Here is a 24,574-nt window from a genome sequence, read left to right on the forward strand (position 1 = left end):
CGAGCGAAAGGCGTTGACGTGGGAAGGGTTCAAGACAAGGTCGTCTTGGTCACCGGGGCCGCGCGCGGCCAGGGGCGCAGCCACGCGGTGAGACTGGCGGAGGAGGGCGCCGACGTCATCATGTTCGACGTCTGTCATGACATCGAGCACAACGACTATCCGCTGGCCGGCGAGCACGATCTCGACGACGCGCGCCGGGAGGTGGAAAAGACCGGGCGGCGGGCCATCGCCGCGCAGGTCGACGTCCGCGACCGGGCCGCCCTGGAGGCCGCGCTGGCGTCGGCGGTCGCCGACGCCGGCAAGCTCGACGTCGTCGTCGCCAACGCCGGCATCTGCCCGCTGGGCGCCGATCAGCCGATCGGCGCCTTTACCAACGCCTTTGACGTCGATTTCGTCGGCGTGGTCAACACGCTCCACGTTGCGCTTCCGCACCTGACGGCGGGCGCGTCGATCGTCACCGTGGGATCGGTGGCGGGGCTGCTGGCCGAGAAGGCCGGCCCCGGCTCGGGCATGGGGCCCAACGGCGCGGGCGGCGCGGGCTACAACGTCGCCAAGCAGTTCATCGACCGCTACACGATGGCGCTGGCCGCGCAGTTGGCGCCGCTGTCCATTCGGGTCAACGTCATCCACCCGACCAATGTCAACACCCCGATGCTGCACAACGAGCCGATGTACAAGATGTTCCGCCCCGACCTCGAGCATCCGGGCCTCGACGACGCCCTGCTGACCTTCCCGATGATGCAGGGCATGCCGATACCTTTCATCGAGCCCGACGACGTGTCCCACGCCGTGTGCTATCTGGCGTCCGACGAATCGCGCTACGTCACCGGGCTGCAACTCAAGATCGATGCCGGCGCGTGCCTGAAGTTCTAACGCCATGAGATGGGGCACGCCCTGGCCGGGTGCCGACCTCGCGCGCCGGTGTGAGCAGGCGGGCGCGGTCGCCTTCTGTGCGGGCGAATTCGCCGATGCGAGCGCGTATGTCACGGCGGCCGACATGGCGCGGGCGAGTTCGTCGGCGATGATCGGTCCGGGGATCGCGTACGCCTTCGCGCGGTCACCGTTTGTCCACGCGGCCGCGGTGCGCCACCTGGCTCGCCGCGCGCCGGGCAGGGTCTTCCTCGGGCTGGGGGCGGGAACCGCCCGGATGAACCGCGACTGGTTCGGCGTCGACTCCTCGCATCCGGCCCGCAGGATGGGCGAGCTGGTCGAGAGCATCCGCGCGTTTCTGCACGCGGAGAACGGCGAGGCGGTGACGTTCAACGGCGAGTTCTACTCCATCGACGCACGAATCCGCGCGCCGGTGCTGGGCCGCCTCGAGGTGCCGATCCTGGTGGGCGCTTTCAACGTTCACATGCTGCGCACGGTCGGCCGCACCGCCGACGGTGTGCTGGGCCACGGGATCTTCACCGACCGCTGGTGGGATGAAGTCGTCGACCCGCAGCTAGAGGCCGGCGCCGCACAAGCGGGCCGCCACGCCTCCGAATTGCTGCGGTGGGGATGGGTGATCACGGCCGTCGATGACGCCGATCCCGTGCGCGCCGTCGAGGACGCCAAGTTGCAGATCGCCTTCTACCTCACGGTCAAGACCTACGACTCGTTGGTCGCGCTGCACGGTTGGCAGGACGAAGTCGCCGCGATCCGTGCGGAGTTCGCCGGCGGTGACCCCCGCGCGCTGGGAAGGCATGTCACCGACGAGATGCTGTGGTCGATGGCGCTTTGCGGGGACACCGCGCAGGCGGCGGAGATGCTGGCCGCCCGCCGTCGGCTGCCGGAAACCGGATTCTTTTCCCCGCCAGGGTTTCTGGTGAGCGAGCGCCGGCGAGCCCGCTACGTCGAGGGAGCGATGGGATTCCTGCACGGCCGGTTTCGTTCGGGCGGCGGGGTTCACATCCAACATACATAGGTGTATGTTCGCCCAAACACCCCTGTATGGTGAATGGAGGCGAGGAGCCCGATGACGGCCGAGCAGGATACGAAGGTACGAGCGGGAGAGGATGTCATTGCCGGCGGCGCGGTCGGCCGGTCGAACGATTCCCCGCCGATCGTGTGGCTGGCGCGTCTGGGCGCCGTCTTCGTGGCGTTGCAGGCCTACGTGTACATCCGCTGGATCACTTCGGACCAGTTCGTCGCCGCCCCGACGGGTCCCGACAAGATCCCCGGCGGGACGATGGTTGGGATCCGGGTATCGGAAGCGGTCTGCATCGTCGGCGGGCTGATCTATATCGCCTGGTTCATCCGAAAGACCTTACGGGACCGCGCGTTTCCCGCGATGGGGGTGTTCGTGGTCGCATGGTCGCTGGCCGCCTGGCAGGACCCCGGAGTCAACTGGATCCGCCCGGTCTTCGGCTACAACAGCGGGTTCTTCAATCGCGGGACGTGGGCGGACTTCATTCCCGGCTGGATCTTCAAGGGTGCCGAAAATCCCCAGCCGATCTGGTACTGGCTTGCCACGTACTTCTTGTTCATGCCGCTCTCCGTGATGGGCCTCGACAAGCTCATCCGCACCATCCGCAGCCGCTCTCCCCGGATCAACACCGCGGGAGTGATCGCGCTGCTGTTCGTCATGTTCACCACCCTCGACATCGTGCTCGAGGAGCTGCTCATCCATCTGGGTCTGTGGGCCTACCCGCGGGTCAACCACACCTGGTCGATCTTCACGGGAACGATGAACCAGTTCCCCCTCTACGAGGGCGTGGTTTTCGGCGGCATCGTCAGCGTGTTGACGATCATCGTCTACTGCTTCCGCGACAAGCATGGCCACATGATCACCGATGCCGGCATCGACCGGCTGCGCAGCAAGCGCGCGGTCACCATCGTGCGCATCTTGGCCTTGACGGCGGTCTTCAACCTGGTCATGCTCGTCTTCAACATGGGCTTCAACATGGTCAACCAGCACGCGGACACCATGCCGGCGAACGTTCCCAGCTACATTCACAACCAGATGTGTGGATTGGGTCCGAACCCGCCGTGCCCGCCGCCGTCCTAGGGGTGTCCCAATGACGGTGCCGGCCAACGGGAAACGCGCAGCCACGGATTTCTTCGTCGAGGGGATGGCGGTCCTGCAGGAGTCGGGGTTCCCCGCGCTGACCGCGGCCGGGTTGTGCAGCAGGCTGGGTGTCACCCGGGGGTCGTTCTACCACCACTTCCGCAATTTCGACGATTTCGTCGATCAGCTGCTGGTCTACTGGGAAGAGCACTACAGTCGCGACCTCATCGCCAGGTCGCGGTCGCGCGACCTGCGCGCCCAGATCCGGATGCAGGCCGACTTCGCCATCGGATTGCCGCACGCCGCCGAGGCGGCGCTTCGCGCGTGGGGAACCATCAATCCGCGGGTGGCGTCCGCGCAGCGCAGGGTCGATCAGCTGCGGCATGACGGGCTGGCGGAGTCGCTTCGCCGGCATGGGGTTTCAAAGCAGAAGGCCGACGTCTACGCCACGATCGCGATCGCGACCCTGGTGGGCATGCAAGTGACCCAGCACCCGTTCGAGCCCGATGCCTTGCGGGCGGTGTACAACGAACTCGGCGCGGCGCTCGGCAGGAACACCGTGCCGGCCTAGGGCCGCCACCTCAGCACATCCAGCCTCGCGAAGTTGCGCCCTTCGGCGCGCCGACATCGACCCGCACGGCGTCGAGTCGACCGCTCGAGTTCCCGCGGAGGAAGTTTCGTTCATCGGTCACCGCGGTCGCCATATAAAGCGTGCGGCCGTCCGGGCCGCCGAGGGCGACGCCCGTCGCCCAGCGGCCCGGCGTCGAGATCACGTCGGTGATCTGACCGCCCTCCAGCACCCGGACGAACTTCTCCTCCGCGTAGCAGCCGACCCAGGCGGCACCGGCCGCGTCGACCGCAAGCCCGTCGGGGTGCATGGCCGGTAGCGCCGCCCAGGTCCGCCGATTCGTCAGCTCCCCGTCGACGGCGACGTCGAAAGCCGTTATTCCTTCGCCGAACGTCTCATTGACCAGCAACGTGTTCGCGGCGAGCGTGGCCATGCCATTGGGGAACGCGACATTTTCCGCGTCGCGGACGACGGCCCCGGCGGGCGTGACGCGGATGATCGCGCCCGTCGGCGCGGCACCCTGCGTGCTCGCTGCCATGTCCCCGATCGAGCCGGCATACGCGGTGCCGTCGTCGGCCACCAGCATGTCGTCGAGATGCCCGCCACCGTGTCCGGCGAGGTCGGCGTACACCTCGGGCCGTCCGTTCCGGATCGCGTAGAGGCGTGACGATGTCATGCCGGCAACCAGCGGCGTGCCATCGGGCAGGAATCCGAGGCCGCCGGGCATCTCGTCGAAGTCTGCGACGGAGCGGACGTCGCCGTCGGCGTCCGTCGTGCACACGCGCCTGGCGACCATGTCCGAGAACCACAGTCGCCCGTCTCGCCAGCGAAGCGCTTCGGGGAACGCCAGATTCGGCACCCACGGCGCGGACGTCAACTCCGTCAGTCGTCGTGCGGTAATCGACATCCAGGTTCCAGGTACGGGCGTGGCTAGCGATTGATCTAATTCAGTAGACGACATTCGCCGCATCGGGACAAGGGTTGTCGGCCGGTTCCGCTCACGGCGACGACGCCCGCCCGTCGCATGACGAGGCGGGCGTCGTTCCGGTTGAGGTTTACAGCGGAATCCAGACCCCGAAGAACCAGAAGCCCCACTGGTGGAAGCCGGGATCCCAGACCGGGGTTTCGTGGTAGCCGTAGTAGTTGATCGGGCCGTACCCCCAATGTCCGCCGGGCGGTGGCAGCGGCCTGTTCCACGCGGGCCGCGGCGGTGGACCGTACCCCCACGGCCCGGGCCCGTCGCCCCACGGCGCGCCGTGGAAGTAGCCGCGGTGCGGATCGCCGCGCCACGGGCCGCCCGGACCACCGGGTCCACCGGGTCCGCCCGGGTGACCGTGCGGCGCTCCGCCCGGGCCGCCGGGTCCGCCGGGATGTCCGGGCCCGCCCGGGCCGCCGGGTCCGCCGGGATGTCCGGGCCCGCCCGGGCCGCCGGGTCCACCTGGACCACCCGGGCCGCCCGGATGGTTGGGCCCGGTCGGGGCGTGGGGGCCGCCGTGGTTCCCGCCGGGACCCGGCCCCGGCGCGGCGAACGCCGAACCGGAACCCACACCTAGTGCAGCGGCGCCCAGGGCGCCGGCGATGGTTCCCCCCGCGATGAGTTTCTTCAAATTCATGGTTATTTACCTATCGATTGCATCAGTCAGCTCGACCCCCCGACGACTTACAAGCTAATTAGCAAACCTATGGATCCGCTGTGTGTGGCCCGTGCGCAGCTTTTGCGGACCACCCGGCCTCCGCCCGGGTAGAGGCCATATTTGCTGGTCGCGTGCGGTTTTGGGGTATATCGTTGCGGCCGTGTCGACTGCCTTTCATCCCCACGAGCCCCATGCGGGGTCGGTGTGGTCGAAGCTGAACTGGTTGCGCGCCGGAGTGCTGGGCGCCAACGACGGGATCGTGTCCGTGGCGGGCATCGTCGTCGGCGTCGCGGCGGCGACGGTGCAGCGCGGCCCGATCCTGACCGCCGGCGTCGCCGGGCTCACCGCCGGGGCCGTGTCGATGGCGCTGGGCGAATACGTCTCCGTCAGCACCCAGCGCGACACCGAGGAAGCGCTGCTGGCCAAGGAGCGCCGGGAGCTGCGCGACGACCCTGCCGCGGAACTGGACGAGCTCGCCGAACTGTACGAGGGCAAGGGTCTGTCGCCGGCGACCGCGCGCACGGTGGCCGAGGAGCTCACCGACCACAATCCTTTTCTGGCCCACGCCGAGGTCGAGCTCGGCATCGATCCCGAGGAGCTCACCAACCCCTGGCAGGCGGCGTTGTCCTCGGCGCTGTCGTTCACCTTGGGCGCGCTGCTGCCGTTGGTCGTGATCCTGGCGCCGCCGACGACGTGGAGGATCCCGGCCACCGTCGTGGCCGTGCTGCTGGCCCTGGTGCTCACGGGCGCGGTGTCGGCGGGAGTGGGCGGCGCGCCGCGGGGCCGGGCGGTGCTCCGCAACGTCGTCGGCGGCGGGTTGGCGTTGACGGTCACCTACGGAATCGGCCATCTCGTGGGCGTCGCGATCGCCTGAGATCGCCCGACCGCGTCGGGACTGGAACGGGAACTGTAATATCTACTGTTGCTGCCCTCACCCGGAAAGAGCCGTGCCTTGACCCAAACGAACGTCGTGCCGGAGGACGCCGATTCGGCGACGCCCGCACCCTACTTCCGACGCGACGAAAGCCGTTTCGTGCCAAACGAAACCGGCCGCGGCGGGTGGGGCCCGTCGCTCAGCGGTCACGTCGTCGGCGGGCTGTTGGGCTGGGCGGCCGAACGCGCGGTCGACGACCCCGAATTCCAGCCCACGCGGCTGACCGTCGACCTTCCCGCGCCGGTCGCGCTCGAGCCGGTCGAGGTGCGCACGCAGGTGCACCACGACCGCAAGCGGCTGCGGCTCGTCGAGGCCGTCCTCACCCAGGGCGGCACCCCGGTCGCGCGGGCCAGCGCGCTGTTTCTGCGGCGCGGCCCGCAGCCCGACGGGAAGGTGTGGTCACCACCGGTGCGGATGCCGCCGCTGCCCGCCGGGGAGGGTCCCGAGCCCTCGCTGTTCCTGCGGACCTACGGCTGGGGCACCGAGATGCAGAACCCCGATCCCGGATGGGCCGATACCCCCGGGCCGAAATACACCTGGCTGCACGACACGCGCGCGCTGATCGACGGCGAACCGGTCAGCGCGTTCACCCGCGCGGCGATGTCCGCCGACATCACCGCCTCGCTGGCCAATTGGGGCACAAACGGATTGCAGTTCATCAACGTCGACTACACCCTCACGCTGACCCGGCTGCCCGAGGGGGCCCACATCGGGCTGGCCTCGCTGACGCACCACAGCCACGACGGCGTGGCCACCGGGTCGGCGGTGCTCGTCGACCGCATGGGCCCGATCGGCAGCGCGGTGTCCGTCGCGATCGCCCACTCCGGATTCCGGCCGCACACCAAGCCGCCGGCGGGATGAAGATCGGCAGCGACGTCACCTACTGGGGGCTGATCGCCGACGCGGCCCGGCGGGGGTCGGGCCGGCCGTTGCTCGCCGACGAGTACGGGCGCGCCCTGACCGCGCGCCAGCTCCACGATGCGGCCCGCGCGACGGCCGCGGCGTTCGCCCAGCGCGGGATCGCGGCGGGCACCGTCGTGTCGTGGCAGTTGCCGACCACGCTGGAAACCACGGTCGTCATGGCGGCGCTCGCGCGCCTGGGCGCGGTGCAAAACCCGATCATCCCGATCCTGCGAGAGCACGAGGTCGGCTTCATCACCGCACAGCTGTCATCGGAATTCCTTGTGGTGCCGCGGTTTTGGCACGGGTTCGACTACGAGGGGCTCGCGCGTGGGCTGTCTTCGGCAGCGAGCTTCGAGGTCGTCACCGTCGACCTGGCGACACCGCCGCGCTCGGGCGAGCTCCGGCTGCCGCGCGGGGACGTCGCCGGGCTCGGGCCGCCGCCGGGACCGGCGGCCGGCACCCGGTGGATCTACTACTCGTCGGGAACCACCGCGGCGCCCAAGGGCATTCGCCACACCGACGCCTCGGTGATCGCCCCCGCAGCGGGGCTGGCCGAGATGATCGACATCACCAGCAGCGACGTGGACCCGATCGCCTTTCCGATCGCGCACATCGGTGGGGCCGTGATGCTGGCGACCGCGTTGCTGACCGGCATGCGACTGGCGCTGTTCGAGGTATTCGATCCGGCCACGACACCGCTGGCCATCGCGGCGCACGACCCGACGTTCCTGGGCACGGCGACCCCGTTCTTCGTCGGGTTTCTCGAAGCCCAACGCGCACACCGGGATACGCCGCTGTTCCCGCGCGTGCGGGGCTGCCTGGCGGGCGGTGCCCCGATCACCGCCGAGCTCGGTCAGCAGGTCCGCGAAACCCTCGGCCTGCCCGGCATCTGCAACGCGTGGGGGCTCACCGAGTTTCCGGTGGCGGCCTCGCCCTCGCTGACCGCCGCGCCGGAGGTGCTCGACCACACCGTCGGCGCGCCGGGACCCGGGGTCAGCGTGCGGGTGGTCGACGGGGAGCTGCGGCTCAAAGGACCCCAGTGCTTCCTCGGCTACGCCGACGCCAGCCTCGACGCCGACGGGTTCGACGAGGACGGGTGGCTGCGCACCGGCGACCTGGGCACGGTCGACGCCGACGGCAACGTCCGCGTCACGGGCCGGATCAAGGACGCGATCATCCGCAACGCGGAGAACGTCTCGGCCCTGGAGGTCGAAAACGCGCTGGCCACCCACCCCGCCGTCGCCGACGTCGCGGTGATCGGGGTACCCGATCCGCGCACCGGCGAGCGCGTCTGCGCCGTGGTCGTCCCCGCCTCGGCCGCTGTGGTTTCACTGGAATCGCTGGTGCAGCATTGCCGCTCGCGCGGGCTGAGCCGCTACAAGCACCCCGAGCGCCTGGTGGTCGTCGATGCGCTGCCGCGCAACCAATTCGGCAAGGTCGTCAAGAAGGACCTCCGCGAGGCCTTCGGCCGGCGGTCCTGACCTACAGCGCCTTCGGGGCGTCGCGGACCGCCTGCACCGCCGCCGCGTCGCCGTCGAACTCGACGCGCGCCTGCCGCCCGACGGCGAACAGCAGCAGCTCCTCGGGGGGACCGGTCACCACCACCGCCGGCCCCTTGCCCGCGGTCAGCACCGTCTTGCCCTCCGGGGTGCGCAGCGCCACCCGGCCGGGGGCTTTGCGGAGCGTCATCCGCGCCATCAGCGACAGCGTGCGGCGCAGCGAGGAGGCCAGCGCGCGTTCGAGCACGCGCGGCTGCCAGCCCGGCTGGGCGCGGCGCAGGTCCTCGTGGTGGATGAACATCTCGGCGACGTTGGCCACCGAGTCGAGCAGCTTGAGCGGCGAGTAGACCGGGGGCCCGGACCCGACCTTGTCGACCAGCGCGTCCCAGTCGTTCCCGGCCACCTCGTTCTGCACCCTTTCGGTGTGGGCGGCGAGGAACGGGACCAGGATGCCCGGCGCGGCGTCGGGGCGGTACTCGCGGATCACCAGGTGGGCGGCCAGGTCTCGCGCCGTCCAGCCCTCGCAGAGGGTGGGGGCGTCCGGCCCGACCGCGCGCAGGGTCTCGACCAGGGCGGCGCGTTCGCGTTGCGCAACGGACATGCGTTCAGCGTAGGGCCAGCCCCGGGACGTGGGCCACGGGCATCTCGGTAAATTTGAGGTGTCGTGTCCGGAAGGAAAGTGCAGGGAGTGTCATGAACGCACGTGTCGAGCAGTTGGAGTTCCAGGCGGAGGCCCGGCAACTGCTGGATCTGATGGTTCACTCGGTCTACTCCAACAAGGATTCGTTTCTGCGGGAGCTGATCTCGAACGCCTCCGACGCGCTGGACAAGCTGCGGCTGGAAGCGTTCCGCAACAAGGACCTCGACGTCGACACGTCCGATCTGCACATCGAGATCGAGACCGACAAGGACGCGCGCACCCTGACGGTCCGCGACAACGGCATCGGCATGACGCGCGACGAGGTGGTCGACCTGATCGGCACGCTGGCCAAGTCGGGCACCGCCGAGCTGCGCCAGCAACTCAGGGAGGCCAAGAACGCTGCTGCCTCGGAGGAGTTGATCGGCCAGTTCGGCATCGGCTTCTACTCGAGCTTCATGGTCGCCGACAAGGTCGAGCTGCTGACGCGCAAGGCCGGCGAGAGCGAGGCGACCCGGTGGGAATCCAGCGGCGAGGGCACCTACACCATCGAATCCGTCGAGGGCGCCCCGCAGGGAACGTCGGTCACCCTGCACCTGAAGCCCGAAGACGCCGAGGACGAGCTGCACGACTACACCGCGGAGTGGAAGATCCGGAACCTGGTCAAGAAGTACTCCGACTTCATCGCCTGGCCCATCCGGATGGAGGTCGAAAAGCGGGAACCGGCCGGCTCGGATGCTGAAGGGGCGGGTGGCGAGGAGACGGTCACCACCGAAATCGAGACCCTCAACTCGATGAAGGCGCTGTGGGCCCGGCCCAAGGACGAGGTCTCCGACGAGGAGTACAAGGAGTTCTACAAGCACATCGCGCACGCCTGGGACGACCCCCTCGAGGTCATCGCGATGAAGGCCGAGGGCACCTTCGAATACCAGGCCCTGCTGTTCATCCCGTCGCGCGCCCCGTTCGACCTGTTCAACCGCGACGCCGCGACCGGAATCCAGCTCTACGTCAAGCGCGTGTTCATCATGGGCGACTGCGACGAGCTGATCCCCGAGTACCTGCGCTTCATCAAGGGTGTCGTCGACGCGCAAGACTTGTCGCTCAACGTGTCTCGGGAGATGCTGCAACAGGACCGGCAGATCAAGGCGATCCGCCGCCGGCTGACCAAGAAGGTCCTGTCCACGATCAAGGAACTGCAGGCCGAGCGCCCGGACGACTACCGCACGTTCTGGACCCAATTCGGCCGGGTCCTCAAGGAGGGCCTGCTGAGCGACTTCGACAACCAGGACACCCTGCTGCGGGTGGCGTCGTTCGCCTCGACGCACAGCGACGAGGAGCCCACCACCCTGGCCGAGTACGTCGAACGCATGAAGGACGGCCAGACGCAGATCTTCTACGCCACCGGCGAAACCCGGCAGCAGCTGCTCAAGTCACCGCACCTCGAGGCGTTCAAGGCCAAGGGCTACGAGGTTCTGCTGCTCACCGACCCGGTCGACGAGGTGTGGGTGGGGACCGTGACCGAGTTCGACGGCAAGCCGCTGCAGTCGGTGGCCAAGGGGGAGGTCGACCTCGGCTCCGACGAGGACACCAGCGAGGCCGAGCGCGAGGAGCGGCAGAAGGAGTTCGCCGACCTGCTGACCTGGCTGACCGAGACGCTGAGCGAGCACGTCAAGGAGGTGCGGCTGTCGACCCGGCTCACCGACTCGCCGGCCTGCCTGATCACCGACGCCTTCGGCATCACCCCGGCGCTCGCGCGCCTTTATCGCGCGTCGGGTCAGGACATTCCGGTCGGCAAGCGGATCCTCGAACTCAACGCCACCCATCCGCTCGTCACGCGCCTGCGGGACGCGCACAAGAACGCGGCCGACGATGCGGCGCTGGCGGCGGTCGCCGAGACCGCCGAGCTGCTTTACGGCACAGCGCTTCTCGCCGAGGGCGGCGCGCTCGAGGATCCGGCGCGGTTCGCCGAGCTGCTCGCCGACCGCCTGGCCCGCACCGTCTGAGTCCTAGCCGGCCGGCGCGAAATGGGATTAGATGCCGGGTGGAAGGGATACCCACACGCAATGGCCAAGTTCAGGATCCTCGACCCCCACGGCGAGGTCGTGGCGACGCAGGATTTCGACAGCGCGGAGGCCGCCCACGCGTGGTTCACCGAGGCCAGCGCCGGCAGCACCGAACTGGGCTGGCGCATGGAGGTCGACGACGACGGGCACTGGGCCTTCTTCGACGACACCGAAGGCTTCACCGCCCCGGCCAGCCACCGTCCGTTGCGGCGCTGAACCCCTACTGCTTGTCGACCTTTCCGCCGATGCCCGGCACCTGAGAAACTCTGGTGTGCCCGAAATCGAGTTCGCCTCCGTGTCACCGATCGTTCCCGTCCGAGACCTGGACAGCGCGCTGGACCGGTACCGCAAGCTCGGCTTTGACGCCCGCGGCTATGACGGTCCCGAGCGCTACGGGTTCGTCGACCGCGGATCCGTTTCGATGCACCTCACCGAATGGGCCGAGCATGATCCCAAGCGCACGGCCGCCAGCGTGTACCTCTACGTCAGCGACGCCGACGCCCTCCACGCGCAATGGCAAGCGCTGGACGATCTGGGCGGGCGCTTGATCGCGCCGCACGGGACATCCTACGGTCTAAGGGAATTCGCCTATATCGATCCGGATGGGACGCTACACCGCATCGGCTCACGACGCGGCTGACCGGCGGCCGGCTCGTCCTCCCCATCGGAACCTGCCGCTAGCTGTCGCGCCGGATTTTGAGTGCGGTGGTGATCATCGGGATCGACCGCGGCCCGTCAGCGGTCGGCGTCGGTGAACCGGATGACGCCGCGGATGTTGCGTCCCTCGAGCATGTCGCGGTAGCCGTCGTTGATCTGCTCGAGCGTGTACTCGCGGGTGACCATGGCGTCCAGCTCGAGCTGACCCAGCTGGTAGAGCTCGAGGATCTCGGGAATGTCGTACTGCGGGTTGCCACCGCCAAACAGGCTGCCCTGCAGGCTTTTCTGCAGCAGCGACAGCCCCGCGAGGTTGAGGGTGACGTCGGTGGCCAGCACGCTGCCCATCGAGGTGAGCACGCACACCCCGCCCTTGGCGGTCAGCCCCAGCCACGACTCGACCTCGGCGCCCTCGCAACGACCGACGGTGACGATCACCTTGTGGCACATGCGGCCGGCGGTGGCCTCGGCGATGCCGGCGAAGGCGCCGGCGACATCCGCGAACGCCTCCGTGGCGCCGAAGTTGAGCGCCTGTTCGCGCTTCCATTCCACCGGATCGACGGCGAACACCCGCCGGGCTCCGGCGATCCGGGCGCCCTGCAGCGCGGCCACGCCGACGCCGCCGATGCCGATGACGGCCACGTCCTGGCCGGGCGCCACCCCCGCGCTGCGCACCGCGGAGCCGTAGCCCGTCGTCACCCCGCAGCCCACCAGGCAGGCCACCTCGAAGGGGATCGCCGGGTCGACCTTGACCACCGAGGTGTGGTGCACCACCACATAGGGCGCGAAGGTCCCCAGCAGCGACATCGGAATGACGTCGCGGCCGCCGGCCGTCACCCGGAACGACCCGTCGGAGACCGAGGCACCCGACAGCAGGCCCATGCCGAGGTCGCAGAGGTTGCGCCGGTCGGTCTGGCACGGAATGCACGTGCCGCACGACGGGATGAACGACATCACCACGTGGTCGCCGACGGCGAGGTGCTCGACGCCCTCGCCGACCTCGATGACGATCCCCGCGCCCTCGTGACCGCCCAGGACCGGAAAGCTGGGGATGGGGAAGTCGCCGGTCAGCAGGTGGTGGTCGGAATGGCACAGGCCGGCGGTCTCCAGCTGGACCGTCACCTCGCCACGGCGGGGATCACCGATCTCGATCTCCTCGACCGACCACGGCCGGTTCACTTCCCAGACCAGGGCGCCCTTGGTTTTCACGGTCCGCCTCCCGTTCCTCGCACGGCCCTCCCGAGTGAACTTAGGGCATTTACTATTGCCCATACGGTATTTGTTACGATTCGCAGCGACGAAGTCCCAAAACCGCGAGTCCCAAGACCCCAGCGAGGTTGAGAACATGGCTACACCCGTGATCGTCGGAGCCGCCAGGACGGCGATCGGCCGCTCCTTCAAGGGGACCCTGGTCAACACGCCGCCCGAGACGCTGATCACCACGTTGCTTCCCGAGGTCGTGCGCAGGAGCGGCATCGACCCCGCCGCGATCGACGACCTGATCTTCGCCGAATCCCACTACGGCGGAGGGGATTTGGCCCGCTACGCGGCCGCGGCGACGGGACTGGAGGACATCCCCGGTCAGTCGGTGAACCGGCACTGCGCGGGCAGCCTCACCGCCATCGGCAACGCCGCGGCCCAGATCGGCTCCGGGATGGAACGCGTCCTCATCGCCGGCGGGGTCCAGTCGCTGTCGATGACGCCGCTGATGAACCAGCGCATCCCCGGCCCCGAGCTGAAGTTCGAGGAACGCTGGCTGCCGCCCACCCACGTCGAGGCGCCGGACGCCCCGACCAAGGACATGTCGATCACGGTCGGGTGGAACACCGCGCAGGAGGTCGGCATCACCCGCGAGGAGCTGGACGCCTGGGCCGCCCGGTCGCACCAGCGCGCCATCGCGGCCATCGATGCCGGCAAGTTCCTCGACGAGATCGTCCCGCTGAAGATCACCCAGCCCGACGGTTCGGTCACCGAGTTCTCCGTCGACGAGCATCCCCGCCGCGACACCACCGTCGAGAAGCTGGCCGCGCTCAAGGTGCTGCACCCCGAGATCGAGGGATTCTCGATCACGGCGGGCAACAGCAGCGGCACCAACGACGCGGCCGCGGCCGTCGCGCTCGTCGACCGTGACTACGCCGTGGCCGAGAAGCTGAACGTGATGGGCACGGTCAGGGCGTGGGCCGCCGCGGGCGTGCCGCCGAGGGACACCGGCCTGGGCGCGGTCAAGGTGATCGGCAAGGTGCTGCAGCGGGCCGGGCTGTCGGTCAATGACGTTGCGCTGTGGGAGATCAACGAGGCGTTCGCCTCCGTGCCGATCGCCGCGTGCCGCGAGCACGGCCTCGACGAGGAGAAGGTGAACTTCTCCGGCAGCGGCTGCAGCCTCGGCCACCCCATCGCCGCATCGGGCGCGCGGATGGTCACCACGCTGACCTACGAGCTGGCCCGCCGCGGCGGCGGCATCGGCGTCGCCGCGATGTGCGCGGGCGGCGGTCAGGGCGGCGCCGTCGTGATCGAGGTCTGACGGCCGCCTAGTTGCAGAACGTGTAGCCGATGAACTGGGCGTCGCGGGCGCCCGAGTAGTCGACGTAGTGCGCGGCGGGCATCCCGTTGTACTGCGCGTTCGTCTTCTGCGCGGACGGCGGCGGGAGCGCCTTGGGAAACGCCAGGACCATGTCGGCGAAGATCTTCAGCCCGCTCGGGCAGATCGCGTCGGGGCGCGGCGGCTGCGGATTCCACGCGTGCACCACGACCGGGTCGGTCAGTTGATACCCGGTCGCGCAATTCGGGTCGCAGATCTTGAAGACGGCCGTACCGCTGCCGTCGGCGCCGTCCGGGCCCCATGACGTCCACGACATGTCTTGCAGCGCAACGGCTACGCTGGCGCAACCCAGGACGTTGAGCTTCTTCGGGCGCTCGACCGGCGGCACCGACGGGTTGTAACAACCCGGAATGGCGAAGTACGTCGGCGGGGCAGGCGGGGTCGTCGGCGCGGCCGCGCCGTCGTTGCGGTGGGTCAGCTTGAACCCCGCGAACGCCGCCGCGCCGATCAGCAGCACCACGACGACGGCACCGGCCACTCCCCGGTTTCCCCCCGGAAACCGCAATCGACTCGACGATGTGACGCTGCCCCCGCTCACATTCACCAGATTAGGCCAGAAGCGGCGTGCTCGGGTGGGGGTCGCCGCGCGAGTCAAGCACGGTAAATTTGGTCAACACTACCGACTTGAGGATTGACGATTCATGGACGACCACGAACTGGCCGCGCGGTTGGCCACCGAGGCGGGGCGGCTGCTGCTGGCGGTTCGGCAGGAATTCGCCGACGCCGACGCCGGCGAGCGAAAAGCGGCGGGCGACAAGCGATCCCACGACTTCCTGATGGAGGCGCTGACCCGGGAGCGGCCCGGTGACGCGGTGCTGTCGGAGGAGGGCGCCGACGACCCGGCGCGGCTGCGCTCGGAGCGGGTGTGGATCGTCGATCCGCTGGACGGGACGCGCGAATTCTCCGAGCTCGGCCGCGACGACTGGGCCGTGCACGTCGCGCTCTGGCAGGCCGGCGAGCTGGTCGCCGGTGCGGTGGCGCTGCCGGCGCAGGGGGCCACGCTGGCGACGCCCGTCGTCGCCGCGCCGCCCGCCGCCCCCGACCGGCCGCGCATCGTGGTCTCCCGCACCCGCCCGCCCGCGATCGCGCTTTCCGTCCGCGACGCGCTGGACGGCGTCCTGGTGGAAATGGGTTCTGCCGGAGCCAAAGTCGCCTCGATCGTCCAGGGCCTGTCGGACGTCTACGTCCACGCCGGGGGCCAGTTCGAGTGGGACTCGGCCGCCCCGGTCGCCGTGGCGCGGGCCGCCGGCCTGCACACCTCCCGCATCGACGGGTCGGCGCTGGCCTACAACCGGCCGGACCCCAAGCTGCCCGACCTGGTGGTGTGCCGCCCGGAGCTGGCCGCGGCGGTGCTCGCCGTCACCGGCTGAGCGCCCAACGTCGAGTTGTTGTGCCGTTCGGGCCGCGATCGCGACAACAACTCGACGCTCGGCCCGGGCAACGGGGCTAGTGGTGGGAATGCTGCCAGGACAGCACGCGCTCGGCCAGCTCCGGTCCGGCGTCCTCCTGGATGAAGTGGCTGGCGTTGATGCGCGCGTGCGGCTGGCCGGCCGCGCCGGGGATGTGCTTGATCAGGGGGCGGTCGGCGTGCCCGAGGATGGGATCGCGCGCGCCGAAGATGGCCAGGAAGGGCTTTTCCCAGCCGCCCAAGGCCTTCCAGGCCGCCCGATTGGACGGGATCGCCGGGTCATACGGCGACGTCGGCACCAACCGAGGGAACGCGCGGGCACCGGCCTGATAGGTGTTGTCCGGGAACGGGGCGTCGTACCCGGCGCGCACCTTGGCCGGGACCCTGCGGACCGTGCCCACCGAGACGATGCGTCCGGCGGGCAGCACGGGGGAGTAGCGCGCGAAGGCGCGCCAGGCGTAGAACGCCGGCGGCGTGCGCCGCGACGCCGTGGGCAAAAAGCCGTTCGCCACCACCAGCCGGGCGATGCGGTCACCCTGCTCGGCGGCGATGCGCAGGCCGATCAGCGACCCCCAGTCCTGCATGACCAGCGTGACGTCCTTCAGGTTGAGGCGCTCGAACCACGAGGTCACCCAGTCGACGTGGCGCTGGTAGGTGTAATCCTCGACCCGGCGGGGCTTGTCGGAGCGGCCGAAGCCGATCAGGTCGGGCGCCAGCACGCGGTGCCCGGCGTCGGTCAGCGGCGAAATCATCGTGCGGTACAAGTAGCTCCACGTGGGCTCCCCGTGCAGCAGCACGATCGGCGGGCCGTCGAACGGACCCTCATCGAGGAAGTGCATGCGCAACGGCGGGGTGTCGCTTGCCGCCACGTCAACGTAATTCGCTACGAACGGATAGCCCTCCAGGTTTTCGAATCGGGAGTCCGGGGTTCGCAGCACATCCATATTCGGCTCCTCAGGGGTGGCTCGCCTGCAAGCCTCTCGCGGCGGAACGATTTCGTCCAGAGGCAGATTCATTGAGACGCTGATCGGCAACCACTAGACTGCGCACATCATGGCCATCCGGCGCGCCGTTCTGCTCATCGCCGACATCGGCGGATACACGCATTACATGCAGTGGAACCGGACCCACCTGGCGCACGCGCAGCAGACGGTGGCCGGCTTGCTGGAGTCGGTCATCGACGCCGGCAAAGGTCTGAAATTGGCCAAACTCGAGGGCGACGCCGCGTTCTTCTGGGAGCCCGACGGAAACGCCAAAGTGCTGGTGTGCGACCGGCTGTCACGGATGCGGCAGTCGTTCCTCGCGAAGCGCGAGCGGTTCAAGCGCGACATCGCCTGCGAGTGCGCCAGCTGTTCGCAGCTGGACAACCTGTCGCTCAAGTTCGTCGTCCACCTGGGCGACGTGGCGGAGCAACGGGTCAAGCGGCACGCCGAACTGGCCGGTTTCGACGTCATCCTGCTGCACCGGATGCTGAAGAATTCGGTGCCGGTGCCCGAATACGTGCTGATGACCGACCCGGTCGCGGCGTGTCTGGACGACCCGGTGCGCGGGATGTGCAAGCCGCTGACCCACCACTTCGAGGGCATCGGGGAAACGTCGACCCACTACATCGACCTGGCCACGTCGGAGGTGCCCCCGGTGCTGCCCGGGCGGGGCTTCCTCGGCCGGGTCGGGGCGACGGCGAAGTTCGAGCTGAACTCGCTGCCGTTCCTGCTGGGCCTCAAGAAACCCGCGGCGGGCTTCCGCAACCTCGACCGCGGCGCCGAGGACATTCCCGCTTGAATTCCACCTAGCCGAAAAGCGAGATTTTCGAGGGCAATTGCGCTAGCGGGCGCGCTCGAGTGCTCGGCCCATGCGCGCGACGGCCTCGCCGAGGATCGCCGTCGAGGTGGCGAAGTTCAACCGCACGTGCCCGGCCCCGCCGGTGCCGAAGACGTGGCCGGAGCTGAGCGCGACGCGGGCGTGGTCGAGGAACCAGCGCGCCGGCCCGGCCAGGTCGGCGACCACCGCCAGCCCGTCGGCCGCCTCCTCTGCCAAACCGAGCGCGCGGCAATCCAGCCACGCCAGGTAAGTGCCCTGCGGCCACAGGTATTTCACGCCGGGGAGGTGCTCGTCGACCAGGTCGCCCAGCAGGGCGCGGTTGGCGTCGAGGCCGCGTAGCAGCGCGTCGAGCCAGTCGCCACCGCCGCGGAACGCCTCGGCGTGCGCGATGACGCCCAGGTGACTCGGGCCGTGGCCGACCTCCTCGGGCATCCGGCGCAGGTCCGCGGCCGCGTCCGGGCCGGCGATCGCCAACGCCGCCTTCAGCCCGGACAGGTTCCACGCCTTCGATCCCGACGTCAGCGCCAGGGCGTCCTCCGCGCCGGGCACGGTCAGGTACGGGACGAACCGCGAGCCCGCCAGGACGACGGGCGCGTGGATCTCGTCGGAGACCACCCGCACCCCGAACCGCCGGGCCAGCCCGGCCACCCCGCGCAGCTCGTCGGCCGTGTGCACCGCGCCCGTCGGGTTGTGCGGGTTGCACAACAGGTAGGCGACCCTGCCGCCCGGCGCGCCGGCGCGCGCGAACGCCTCTTCCAAGGCGCCCAAGTCGATTCGGCCGTCGGGGCCCAGCGGCGCCTCGACCACGCGGCGCCCGTCGTGCGACACGAACGCGTAGAACGGGGCGTACACGGGCGGGTTGACGACGACGGCGTCGCCGCGGTCGGTGACCAGGCGCAGCATCTCGACGACGCCGAGCATCACGTCGGGAACGAGCGCGGTGCGGCCGACCTCCAGGTCGTGCCATTGCCAACGCCGCGAAGCGAATTCGGACACCGCCTCGGCGAACGCCGTGCCGCACGGGTATCCGGTGTCGCCGATGTCGACCGCCCGGCGCAGGGCGTCGGCGATCGGCGGCGCCAGGTTGACGTCCATCTCGGCGACCCAGAGCGGCAACACGTCGCCGGGGTGCGCGCGCCACTTCATGCTGGTGCGGAGGCGCAGTCGCTCCAGCGTCAGTTCCTCGAGCGGGTTAACCGTCACCCGGGCAGAGTAAGGCAGATCAGGTGGCGAACGCGTGCTGGGGAATCGTCAGCGGCAGGTCGACCGAACTCAACAGCCCCGGTTCCGCGGCAACGACATACGGCACGGCGTTGACGACACGCATCGCGGTGGCGACCATCGCGCCCGCCCCGGAGGTCATGCCCGCGACGCCGGCCTTGCGGGGATCCTTCAGCGTCGCGGCCAGGGTGCAGTCGATGTCGGGGTCGCCGGTGATCGTGATGCGGTACGACAGGTCGCCGATCCCGGTGGGCCAGTCGGGGGCGACGTCGTGCGCGAGCCGGGTGACGTGCTCGATGACGATGGCCTCGCGGCCGTCGACCACGCCGATCGCCTTCATCCGCAGCGCGCCGCAGGTGCCGGCCTCGACCGTGCCCATCGCCACCTCGAGCGTCCGGTTGGTCACCGCGCGGTCGAAATGCTCGCGGACCTCCTGGACTTCGACGCCGAGCGCGTCGGCGACCAGCCGGATCTGGCCCTGCCACTCGCCGGCGATCGCGCCGGGAAAGCCGATCCAGGGCTGGTAATCGAGCGGACGCCCGAATCCCAGCGCGTCGCTCATGATGTCGGGCACCCCGTAGTCGTCGTACAGGCCGATCTCGAACGCGTGGATCTTTTCGATCGACGACGACTGGGTGGACAGCACCAACGGCAGGTAGTCGGCGGCGAAGCCCGGCTCGATGCCCGAGGCGTACAGCGACACCTGGCCCTGCTTGGCCGCCGCGACCAGCTGGTCGCGCCACTCGGCGGGCTCATAGGCGTGCGGGTTGACCAGCCTCGTGGTGCTGGTTGTGACGACGTTGATCCCGGCCTCGAGCAGCCGGACATAATCCGGGATGGCCAGGGCGTCGCGCTCCGGGCCGCTGGCCGCGTAGATCACGCAGTCGGGCTTCAGCGCGATCAACGCGTCCGCGTCGTTGGTGGTTTTGAGGCCGATCGGCTCGCCGTTGGCGAGTTCGCCGGCGTCCTTGCCGACCTTTTCCTCGGAGTGGACCCAGACGCCGACCAGGTCCAGATTCGGGCGCTGCTGAATGGTGCGGATCGCAATCGACCCGATGCCGCCCGTCGCCCACACCACCACGCGGTGAGCCGTCATCATGTGCCTCCTTCGGTGCGTCGCGAACACGACGAAAGCCCCGGCGGCCGTTGTGTTTACGTCGCCGGCTCACGGCCGATGCCACGCTTAAGAGAGCGTACACTATCCTAACGACCAAATGTTAGGTTGGGGCACCCACGAATGAGGAGAGTGCCGATGCGTGTTGTCGTGTGGTCGACGGGGGGAGTGGGGTCGATCGCGATCGACGCCATCCGCCGCCGGACGGACCTGGAACTGGTTGGCGTGTGGGTGCATTCGCCCGACAAGGTCGGCAGGGACGCCGGCGAGCTGGCCGGCGTCGAGCCCCTGGGGGTTGCGGCCACGAATGACGCCGACGCGCTGATCGCGCTGGCGCCCGACGCCGTGGTGTACGCCGCGAGCGGCCCCGACCGCGACGGCGGCGCCGTGCCCGACTACCTGCGACTGCTGAAAGCGGGCATCAACGTGGTGTCGACCTCGTCGACCGGCCTGGTGCATCCGCCGTCGTATTTCGCCCCGGACTGGCGCGACCAGCTCGAGGCGGCGGCCAGGTCCGGGGGCGCCTCGTTCTACGCCTCGGGCATCTTCCCCGGCTTCGCGTCCGATCAGCTGGCGCTGCTGATGACGACGCAGTCCAAGAACATCCGGACGATCACGGCCAGCGAGGTCGCGCTCAACGACCACTACCCGGTCGCCGACGTGATGATGGACGGGTTGGGGTTCGGGCGGCCGCTGGACTTCGACCCCATGATGAAGCAGCCGGGCTTCATCGAAATGGCTTGGAAGGCACCGATATACCTCATCGCGAGCGGACTCGGGGTGGAAGTGGAGGCGGTGCGCGGCTTCTTCGACCGGGAGTTGACCGACCGGGACATCGAGGTGGCGTTCGGCACCGTCAAGGCCGGCACCTGCGGGGCGGTGCGCAGCCGCGCCGCGGGGGTGGTCAACGGGCGCGAGGCCATCGTGATCGAGCACGTCATCCGGATGGCCCGCGACGTCGCCCCCGACTGGCCGGCTTCGGAGTGCGACGCCACGTATCGGGTCGACATCGAGGGCGATCCCGACATCCACTGCGTGCTGACCCTCGGGGAGGCCGAGGGTCACGGCGCCGGCCGCGCGGCGATGGCGTCCACGGCCATGCGGGTGGTCAACGCGATCCCCTACGTCGTCGACGCGGCGCCGGGCCTGCTCAGCTCGCTGGACATCCCGACGACTTTGCCGCGGCACGCCTTTGACTAACCGTTGACGCGGCTCTCGCGGGCCACGTACCGTGTGGCACAAATATTAGGTTATCTAGGAGATTGGGTGTTCACGCTGCGTTTCGACATGCGCGCCCCGTCCTGGGGGGCGCCGGCGGTCGCGCTGTACGGCGCCGTGCCCGAGATGTGCGCGTGGGCCGAGGACCACGGCGGCCTGGCCGCGGTGTTTTGCGAGCACCACGGGTCCGAGGACGGCTACCTGCCGTCCCCCTTCCTGCTGGCCTCGGCCGTCGCCGCGCGCACGCGGCGCATGGCGCTGAGCCTGATCCTGATCTTCCCGTTCTACGACCCGGTCCGGCTCGCCGAGGACATGGCGGTGCTCGACATCATCAGCGCCGGTCGGGCGTCGTACATCCTGGCTTTGGGGTATCGGCCCGAGGAGTTCGAGCATTTCGGCGTCGCGCTGCGCGAGCGCGGGCGAATCGCCGACGAAAAGCTCGCGCTGCTGCGCCCGTTGCTCGCCGGCGAGACGGTCAACCGCGACGGCCGGCGCATCACCGTGACCCCGCGCCCGCACACCGCCGGCGGGCCGGGCCTGACGTGGGGCGGCGGCAGCGTCGCGGCCGCGAGGCGCGCGGGCAGGTACGGGCTGGGCCTGCTGGCGAACGCCAACGTGCCGGGCATGGCCGAGGCGTACGAGGCCGCCTGCCGCGAGCACGGCCACGAGCCGGGGCCGACGCTGCTGCCCGACCGGGACCACCCGTCCGTCGTCTTCGTCGCCGACGACGTGGACCAGGCCTGGTCGGAGCTCGGCGAGCACCTGCTGCACGACGTGAAGACCTACGCCGAGTGGAATCCCGGCAACGAGACCTCGGCCGGGTTCTCGCACGTGAGCACCGTGGCCGAGCTGCGCGAGGCGTCGGCGTCACACGTGATCATCTCTGTGCCCGAGGCGATTTCGCGGGTGCGCGCCGGGCAGATCCTCAACCTGGCGCCGCTGTGCGGCGGCCTGCCGCCGGAGGTCGCGTGGCCCTACCTCAAGCGCGTGGGCGACGTGGTGTTGCCCGAGGCCCTGTCCGAGAGAAAGACGCCGCTATGACCGGAGCAAGCACCGCCGAGGTTTACTACGACCCCTTCGATTTCGACATCGACGACGACCCGTACCCGATCTGGAAGCGGCTGCGCGACGAGGCCCCGCTGTACCGCAACGACAAGTACAACTTCTACGCGCTGAGCCGCTACGACGACGTCTCCCGCGAGCTGATGAACTTCGACGTCTTCCGCTCGGGGCGCGGCACCACCATGGACATCATCATGAGCGGCATCGACCTGCCGCCCGGCGTCATCCTGTTCGAGGACCCGCCGATCCACGACGTCCATCGCCACGTGCTCTCAAAGGTTTTCACGCCCCGGCGCATGGAGGCCATCGAGCCGCTCACCCGGGCGTTCTGCGTACGGGCGCTCGACCCGCTGGTCGGATCGGGCAGGTTCGACTTCGTCGAGAACCTGGGCGCGATGGTGCCGATGCGCACCATCGGCTACCTGCTGGGCATCCCCGAGGACGACCAGGAGGCGATCCGCGACAAGGGGGGCAGCCAGCTCACCCTCAAGGAGGGCACGTTCCGCACTGTTCCGCAAGACTTTCTGGAGCACAGCCATGAGCTGTTCGCGAACTACGTCGACTGGCGGGTGGACCACCCCTCCGACGACCTGATGACGCAGTTGCTCAACGCGGAAGTCGAGGACGGTGACGGGACGCGGCGGCTGACTCGCTCCGAGGTGCTGCTGTACACCAGCATGATCGCCGGCGCCGGCAACGAGACCACGACGCGCCTCATCGGGTTTACCGGCCAGTTGCTGGCCGAACATCCCGACCAGCGGCGCCAGCTCGTCGAGGACCCGTCGCTGATCCCGATGGCCATCGAGGAGGTGCTGCGCTACGAGGCGCCCTCGCCGGTGCAGGCGCGCTACGTCGCCCGCGACGTCGAATGCCACGGCACGACGGTCCCGGAGGGCTCGATCATGTTGCTGCTCAACGGTTCCGCCAACCGCGACGAGCGCCGGTATCCCGAGGCGGACAGGTTCGACATCCATCGTGGAGCCACCCACCTCAGCTTCGGTCATGGGCTGCACTTCTGCCTGGGCTCGGCGCTGGCGCGCATGCAGGCGCGGGTCGCGCTCGAGGAGGTCCTCAAGCGCTGGCCGGAGTGGGAGGTCGACTACGCCAACGCGCGCAAGGCGCACACGTCCAGCGTTCGCGGATGGTCGAAGCTGCCGGTCTTCACGGGCTAGCCGTTCGTCACATCAGTCACACGTGTCCCGGCGCGAGTTGGCACAACATCTTCTGCAAGTCGCTATCGCATGCGCTATCGCTATCGCATGCGATATCGACTTGGAGAAGGCAACATGCCTTCCTCTCGGGTACGGGAGTGGCGGGTGTGACGAAGCCAGACCTACCGCCACCAGGTAGCCTGCCTTTCGACGCTCGGTTACGGCGGTTGGTTCACGACGCCCGGGAACAACTCGCCCGTCGGGCCCTCGGTCACCCAGCCGCCCAGCTTGGTCACCAGGTGGGGCGCGAAAACCGCGCTGTAGAGGACGTTTCCGATGACGATGACGGCGACGACGGACAACAGCGCCGACTTCACGGGAGTCGACGCCCTCCTGGACGCCCACATCTCGATGACGTTTCGGCCCTCGGCATCGGTCCGCCCGAGCAGGTAGGTGAACAGCATCATCTGGATGCCCATCGCGAGGGAGTCGTAGAGGGGGTACTGGTGCAGCGTCCCCTCGCGGATCGCCAGCCCGGGAATCACGCGGCCGTAGTAGAACACGCCGAGCTTGGCGCCCAGGAACCCGTTGAAGAACAGCGCCCAGCAGAAGCCCACGACCAGCCCGACCACCAACAGCGTTTGGGGCCTGCGCCAACGGAATCGGGCGGCCACCCAGCGGCCCAGCGCCGCGCCCGTCACGGCGGGCAGCACGAAGTAGGAGATGTAGCCGACGGGAACGAACAGGGGCAGCCCGCCCCACGTCACGTTCAGCGGCCACCACGACGGCATGCGGGGGATGGCGGGCGGGAACTGCGCGTACATCGCCCAGTCGTAAGGCGCCTCGATCCAGGAGAACGATATCGCCGAGATGCACAGCAGCAGCAGCGGATGCAGGTGGCGGCGGCGCACGCTCAGGTAGATGCCCAGCGCGGTGAACCCGATGCCGCCGACCAGAGCGAAGTAGCTGGCCGCCTGCATCACCGGCGTCATCTGGGAACTCATTCGCCGCGCCCCCGACGCGCCTCCGGGTCGAAGCGCAGCACCAGCCCGAATATCAGGACGATCAAACCGAACAGCGTGCCGAGCATGATGACGGC

Annotated in this window: 25 protein-coding genes; 16 read left to right on the top strand and 9 right to left on the bottom strand. The window is 69.2% G+C overall.

Going from position 1 to position 24,574, the window contains the following annotated elements:
* Positions 1-18 precede the first annotated feature (18 nt).
* Genes BST11_RS12275 through BST11_RS12290 form a run of 4 tightly spaced genes read left to right on the top strand, consistent with a single transcriptional unit; the run spans position 19 to position 3,560 of the window.
* Entirely contained in the window at positions 19-873 is an 855-nt protein-coding gene (locus tag BST11_RS12275) for a mycofactocin-coupled SDR family oxidoreductase (protein WP_067321007.1), read from the top strand.
* Positions 874-877: 4 nt separating this feature from the next.
* A complete protein-coding gene (locus BST11_RS12280; protein ID WP_083138239.1) occupies positions 878-1,906 on the top strand; it encodes an LLM class flavin-dependent oxidoreductase in 1,029 nt (342 codons plus the stop codon).
* A 51-nt stretch (positions 1,907-1,957) separates the two neighbouring features.
* A complete protein-coding gene (locus BST11_RS12285; protein ID WP_083138240.1) occupies positions 1,958-2,989 on the top strand; it encodes a spirocyclase AveC family protein in 1,032 nt (343 codons plus the stop codon).
* Between the two features lie 10 nt (positions 2,990-2,999).
* A complete protein-coding gene (locus BST11_RS12290) occupies positions 3,000-3,560 on the top strand; it encodes a TetR/AcrR family transcriptional regulator (RefSeq protein ID WP_083138241.1) in 561 nt (186 codons plus the stop codon).
* Between the two features lie 10 nt (positions 3,561-3,570).
* On the opposite strand, the gene BST11_RS12295 is transcribed toward BST11_RS12290, so the two are convergent.
* Positions 3,571-4,464: an SMP-30/gluconolactonase/LRE family protein gene (locus tag BST11_RS12295; protein WP_083138242.1), complete on the bottom strand. Its 894-nt coding sequence runs from the start codon at positions 4,462-4,464 to the stop codon at positions 3,571-3,573.
* A gap of 148 nt (positions 4,465-4,612) precedes the next feature.
* Positions 4,613-5,170 carry a chitin-binding protein gene (locus BST11_RS28540; protein WP_142276314.1) on the bottom strand — a complete coding sequence of 186 codons (558 nt, stop codon included), beginning with the start codon at positions 5,168-5,170 and terminating at the stop codon, positions 4,613-4,615.
* Between the two features lie 181 nt (positions 5,171-5,351).
* Here BST11_RS28540 and BST11_RS12305 point away from each other — a divergent pair, with 181 nt between their 5' ends.
* The 3 genes from BST11_RS12305 (at position 5,352) to BST11_RS12315 (ending at position 8,509) form a co-directional block, all read left to right on the top strand.
* Positions 5,352-6,065, top strand: a complete 714-nt coding sequence (locus BST11_RS12305; protein WP_083138243.1) for a VIT1/CCC1 transporter family protein — start codon at positions 5,352-5,354, stop codon at positions 6,063-6,065.
* 96 nt (positions 6,066-6,161) lie between these two features.
* Complete coding sequence (locus BST11_RS12310) at positions 6,162-6,986, top strand: thioesterase family protein (protein WP_372509740.1); 825 nt, start codon at positions 6,162-6,164, stop codon at positions 6,984-6,986.
* Entirely contained in the window at positions 6,983-8,509 is a 1,527-nt protein-coding gene (locus BST11_RS12315; protein ID WP_083138245.1) for a class I adenylate-forming enzyme family protein, read from the top strand. The genes BST11_RS12310 and BST11_RS12315 overlap by 4 nt, the downstream gene beginning before the upstream one ends.
* A gap of 1 nt (position 8,510) precedes the next feature.
* Here BST11_RS12315 and BST11_RS12320 read toward each other — a convergent pair whose 3' ends face one another.
* Positions 8,511-9,128: a TIGR03085 family metal-binding protein gene (locus BST11_RS12320; protein ID WP_083138246.1), complete on the bottom strand. Its 618-nt coding sequence runs from the start codon at positions 9,126-9,128 to the stop codon at positions 8,511-8,513.
* A 92-nt stretch (positions 9,129-9,220) separates the two neighbouring features.
* On the opposite strand from BST11_RS12320, the gene htpG reads away from it, so the two are divergent.
* The 3 genes from htpG to BST11_RS12335 all read left to right on the top strand — a co-directional run bounded on the left by htpG (position 9,221) and on the right by BST11_RS12335 (position 11,867).
* The gene (gene htpG, locus BST11_RS12325) at positions 9,221-11,167 is read left to right on the top strand and encodes a molecular chaperone HtpG (protein WP_083138247.1); all 1,947 of its coding nucleotides are present in this window, start codon (positions 9,221-9,223) and stop codon (positions 11,165-11,167) included.
* 60 nt (positions 11,168-11,227) lie between these two features.
* Positions 11,228-11,443, top strand: coding sequence for a hypothetical protein (locus BST11_RS12330; RefSeq protein ID WP_083138248.1), 216 nt, complete (start codon positions 11,228-11,230; stop codon positions 11,441-11,443).
* Between the two features lie 64 nt (positions 11,444-11,507).
* A complete protein-coding gene (locus tag BST11_RS12335) occupies positions 11,508-11,867 on the top strand; it encodes a bleomycin resistance protein (protein WP_083138289.1) in 360 nt (119 codons plus the stop codon).
* Between the two features lie 95 nt (positions 11,868-11,962).
* On the opposite strand, the gene BST11_RS12340 is transcribed toward BST11_RS12335, so the two are convergent.
* Complete coding sequence (locus BST11_RS12340) at positions 11,963-13,090, bottom strand: NDMA-dependent alcohol dehydrogenase (protein ID WP_083138249.1); 1,128 nt, start codon at positions 13,088-13,090, stop codon at positions 11,963-11,965.
* A 136-nt stretch (positions 13,091-13,226) separates the two neighbouring features.
* Here BST11_RS12340 and BST11_RS12345 point away from each other — a divergent pair, with 136 nt between their 5' ends.
* Positions 13,227-14,402 (top strand): thiolase family protein, encoded by a 1,176-nt coding sequence (locus BST11_RS12345; protein WP_083138250.1) that lies wholly within the window; start codon positions 13,227-13,229, stop codon positions 14,400-14,402.
* Between the two features lie 7 nt (positions 14,403-14,409).
* On the opposite strand, the gene BST11_RS12350 is transcribed toward BST11_RS12345, so the two are convergent.
* Complete coding sequence (locus BST11_RS12350; protein WP_169834904.1) at positions 14,410-14,958, bottom strand: hypothetical protein; 549 nt, start codon at positions 14,956-14,958, stop codon at positions 14,410-14,412.
* 163 nt (positions 14,959-15,121) lie between these two features.
* Here BST11_RS12350 and BST11_RS12355 point away from each other — a divergent pair, with 163 nt between their 5' ends.
* Positions 15,122-15,850, top strand: a complete 729-nt coding sequence (locus BST11_RS12355) for a 3'(2'),5'-bisphosphate nucleotidase CysQ (RefSeq protein ID WP_083138252.1) — start codon at positions 15,122-15,124, stop codon at positions 15,848-15,850.
* A gap of 76 nt (positions 15,851-15,926) precedes the next feature.
* On the opposite strand, the gene BST11_RS12360 is transcribed toward BST11_RS12355, so the two are convergent.
* Positions 15,927-16,832 carry a haloalkane dehalogenase gene (locus BST11_RS12360; protein WP_083138253.1) on the bottom strand — a complete coding sequence of 302 codons (906 nt, stop codon included), beginning with the start codon at positions 16,830-16,832 and terminating at the stop codon, positions 15,927-15,929.
* Between the two features lie 109 nt (positions 16,833-16,941).
* Here BST11_RS12360 and BST11_RS12365 point away from each other — a divergent pair, with 109 nt between their 5' ends.
* On the top strand, positions 16,942-17,670 hold the full coding sequence (locus BST11_RS12365) for a DUF2652 domain-containing protein (protein WP_067320948.1): 729 nt from the start codon (positions 16,942-16,944) through the stop codon (positions 17,668-17,670).
* A gap of 42 nt (positions 17,671-17,712) precedes the next feature.
* Here BST11_RS12365 and BST11_RS12370 read toward each other — a convergent pair whose 3' ends face one another.
* Both BST11_RS12370 and BST11_RS12375 read right to left on the bottom strand, forming a co-directional pair.
* Positions 17,713-18,912 (bottom strand): MalY/PatB family protein, encoded by a 1,200-nt coding sequence (locus BST11_RS12370; protein WP_083138254.1) that lies wholly within the window; start codon positions 18,910-18,912, stop codon positions 17,713-17,715.
* A 19-nt stretch (positions 18,913-18,931) separates the two neighbouring features.
* Complete coding sequence (locus tag BST11_RS12375; protein ID WP_083138290.1) at positions 18,932-20,026, bottom strand: NAD(P)H-dependent amine dehydrogenase family protein; 1,095 nt, start codon at positions 20,024-20,026, stop codon at positions 18,932-18,934.
* Between the two features lie 156 nt (positions 20,027-20,182).
* On the opposite strand from BST11_RS12375, the gene BST11_RS12380 reads away from it, so the two are divergent.
* From BST11_RS12380 to BST11_RS12390, 3 genes are all read left to right on the top strand, one after another.
* Positions 20,183-21,244 (top strand): NAD(P)H-dependent amine dehydrogenase family protein, encoded by a 1,062-nt coding sequence (locus BST11_RS12380; RefSeq protein ID WP_372509714.1) that lies wholly within the window; start codon positions 20,183-20,185, stop codon positions 21,242-21,244.
* A gap of 66 nt (positions 21,245-21,310) precedes the next feature.
* A complete protein-coding gene (locus BST11_RS12385; RefSeq protein WP_083138256.1) occupies positions 21,311-22,303 on the top strand; it encodes an LLM class flavin-dependent oxidoreductase in 993 nt (330 codons plus the stop codon).
* Positions 22,300-23,496 (top strand): cytochrome P450, encoded by a 1,197-nt coding sequence (locus BST11_RS12390; RefSeq protein ID WP_083138257.1) that lies wholly within the window; start codon positions 22,300-22,302, stop codon positions 23,494-23,496. The genes BST11_RS12385 and BST11_RS12390 overlap by 4 nt, the downstream gene beginning before the upstream one ends.
* Before the next feature lie 197 nt (positions 23,497-23,693).
* On the opposite strand, the gene BST11_RS12395 is transcribed toward BST11_RS12390, so the two are convergent.
* A complete protein-coding gene (locus BST11_RS12395) occupies positions 23,694-24,479 on the bottom strand; it encodes a spirocyclase AveC family protein (protein ID WP_083138258.1) in 786 nt (261 codons plus the stop codon).
* Positions 24,480-24,574 lie beyond the last annotated feature (95 nt).

This window comes from Mycobacterium alsense (genome assembly GCF_002086635.1).
In the GTDB taxonomy this organism is placed as follows: domain Bacteria; phylum Actinomycetota; class Actinomycetes; order Mycobacteriales; family Mycobacteriaceae; genus Mycobacterium; species Mycobacterium alsense.

Coding starts and splice junctions, on each gene's coding strand:
- BST11_RS12360 (WP_083138253.1), bottom strand. CDS start 16,832: ATGGATGTGCTGCGAACCCCGGACTCCCGATTCGAAAACCTGGAGGGC.
- BST11_RS12380 (WP_372509714.1), top strand. CDS start 20,183: ATGCGTGTTGTCGTGTGGTCGACGGGGGGAGTGGGGTCGATCGCGATC.
- BST11_RS12290 (WP_083138241.1), top strand. CDS start 3,000: ATGACGGTGCCGGCCAACGGGAAACGCGCAGCCACGGATTTCTTCGTC.
- BST11_RS12390 (WP_083138257.1), top strand. CDS start 22,300: ATGACCGGAGCAAGCACCGCCGAGGTTTACTACGACCCCTTCGATTTC.
- BST11_RS28540 (WP_142276314.1), bottom strand. CDS start 5,170: ATGAATTTGAAGAAACTCATCGCGGGGGGAACCATCGCCGGCGCCCTG.
- BST11_RS12280 (WP_083138239.1), top strand. CDS start 878: ATGAGATGGGGCACGCCCTGGCCGGGTGCCGACCTCGCGCGCCGGTGT.
- BST11_RS12365 (WP_067320948.1), top strand. CDS start 16,942: ATGGCCATCCGGCGCGCCGTTCTGCTCATCGCCGACATCGGCGGATAC.
- BST11_RS12355 (WP_083138252.1), top strand. CDS start 15,122: ATGGACGACCACGAACTGGCCGCGCGGTTGGCCACCGAGGCGGGGCGG.
- BST11_RS12375 (WP_083138290.1), bottom strand. CDS start 20,026: ATGACGGCTCACCGCGTGGTGGTGTGGGCGACGGGCGGCATCGGGTCG.
- htpG (WP_083138247.1), top strand. CDS start 9,221: ATGAACGCACGTGTCGAGCAGTTGGAGTTCCAGGCGGAGGCCCGGCAA.
- BST11_RS12285 (WP_083138240.1), top strand. CDS start 1,958: ATGACGGCCGAGCAGGATACGAAGGTACGAGCGGGAGAGGATGTCATT.
- BST11_RS12315 (WP_083138245.1), top strand. CDS start 6,983: ATGAAGATCGGCAGCGACGTCACCTACTGGGGGCTGATCGCCGACGCG.
- BST11_RS12330 (WP_083138248.1), top strand. CDS start 11,228: ATGGCCAAGTTCAGGATCCTCGACCCCCACGGCGAGGTCGTGGCGACG.
- BST11_RS12320 (WP_083138246.1), bottom strand. CDS start 9,128: ATGTCCGTTGCGCAACGCGAACGCGCCGCCCTGGTCGAGACCCTGCGC.
- BST11_RS12295 (WP_083138242.1), bottom strand. CDS start 4,464: ATGTCGATTACCGCACGACGACTGACGGAGTTGACGTCCGCGCCGTGG.
- BST11_RS12345 (WP_083138250.1), top strand. CDS start 13,227: ATGGCTACACCCGTGATCGTCGGAGCCGCCAGGACGGCGATCGGCCGC.
- BST11_RS12395 (WP_083138258.1), bottom strand. CDS start 24,479: ATGAGTTCCCAGATGACGCCGGTGATGCAGGCGGCCAGCTACTTCGCT.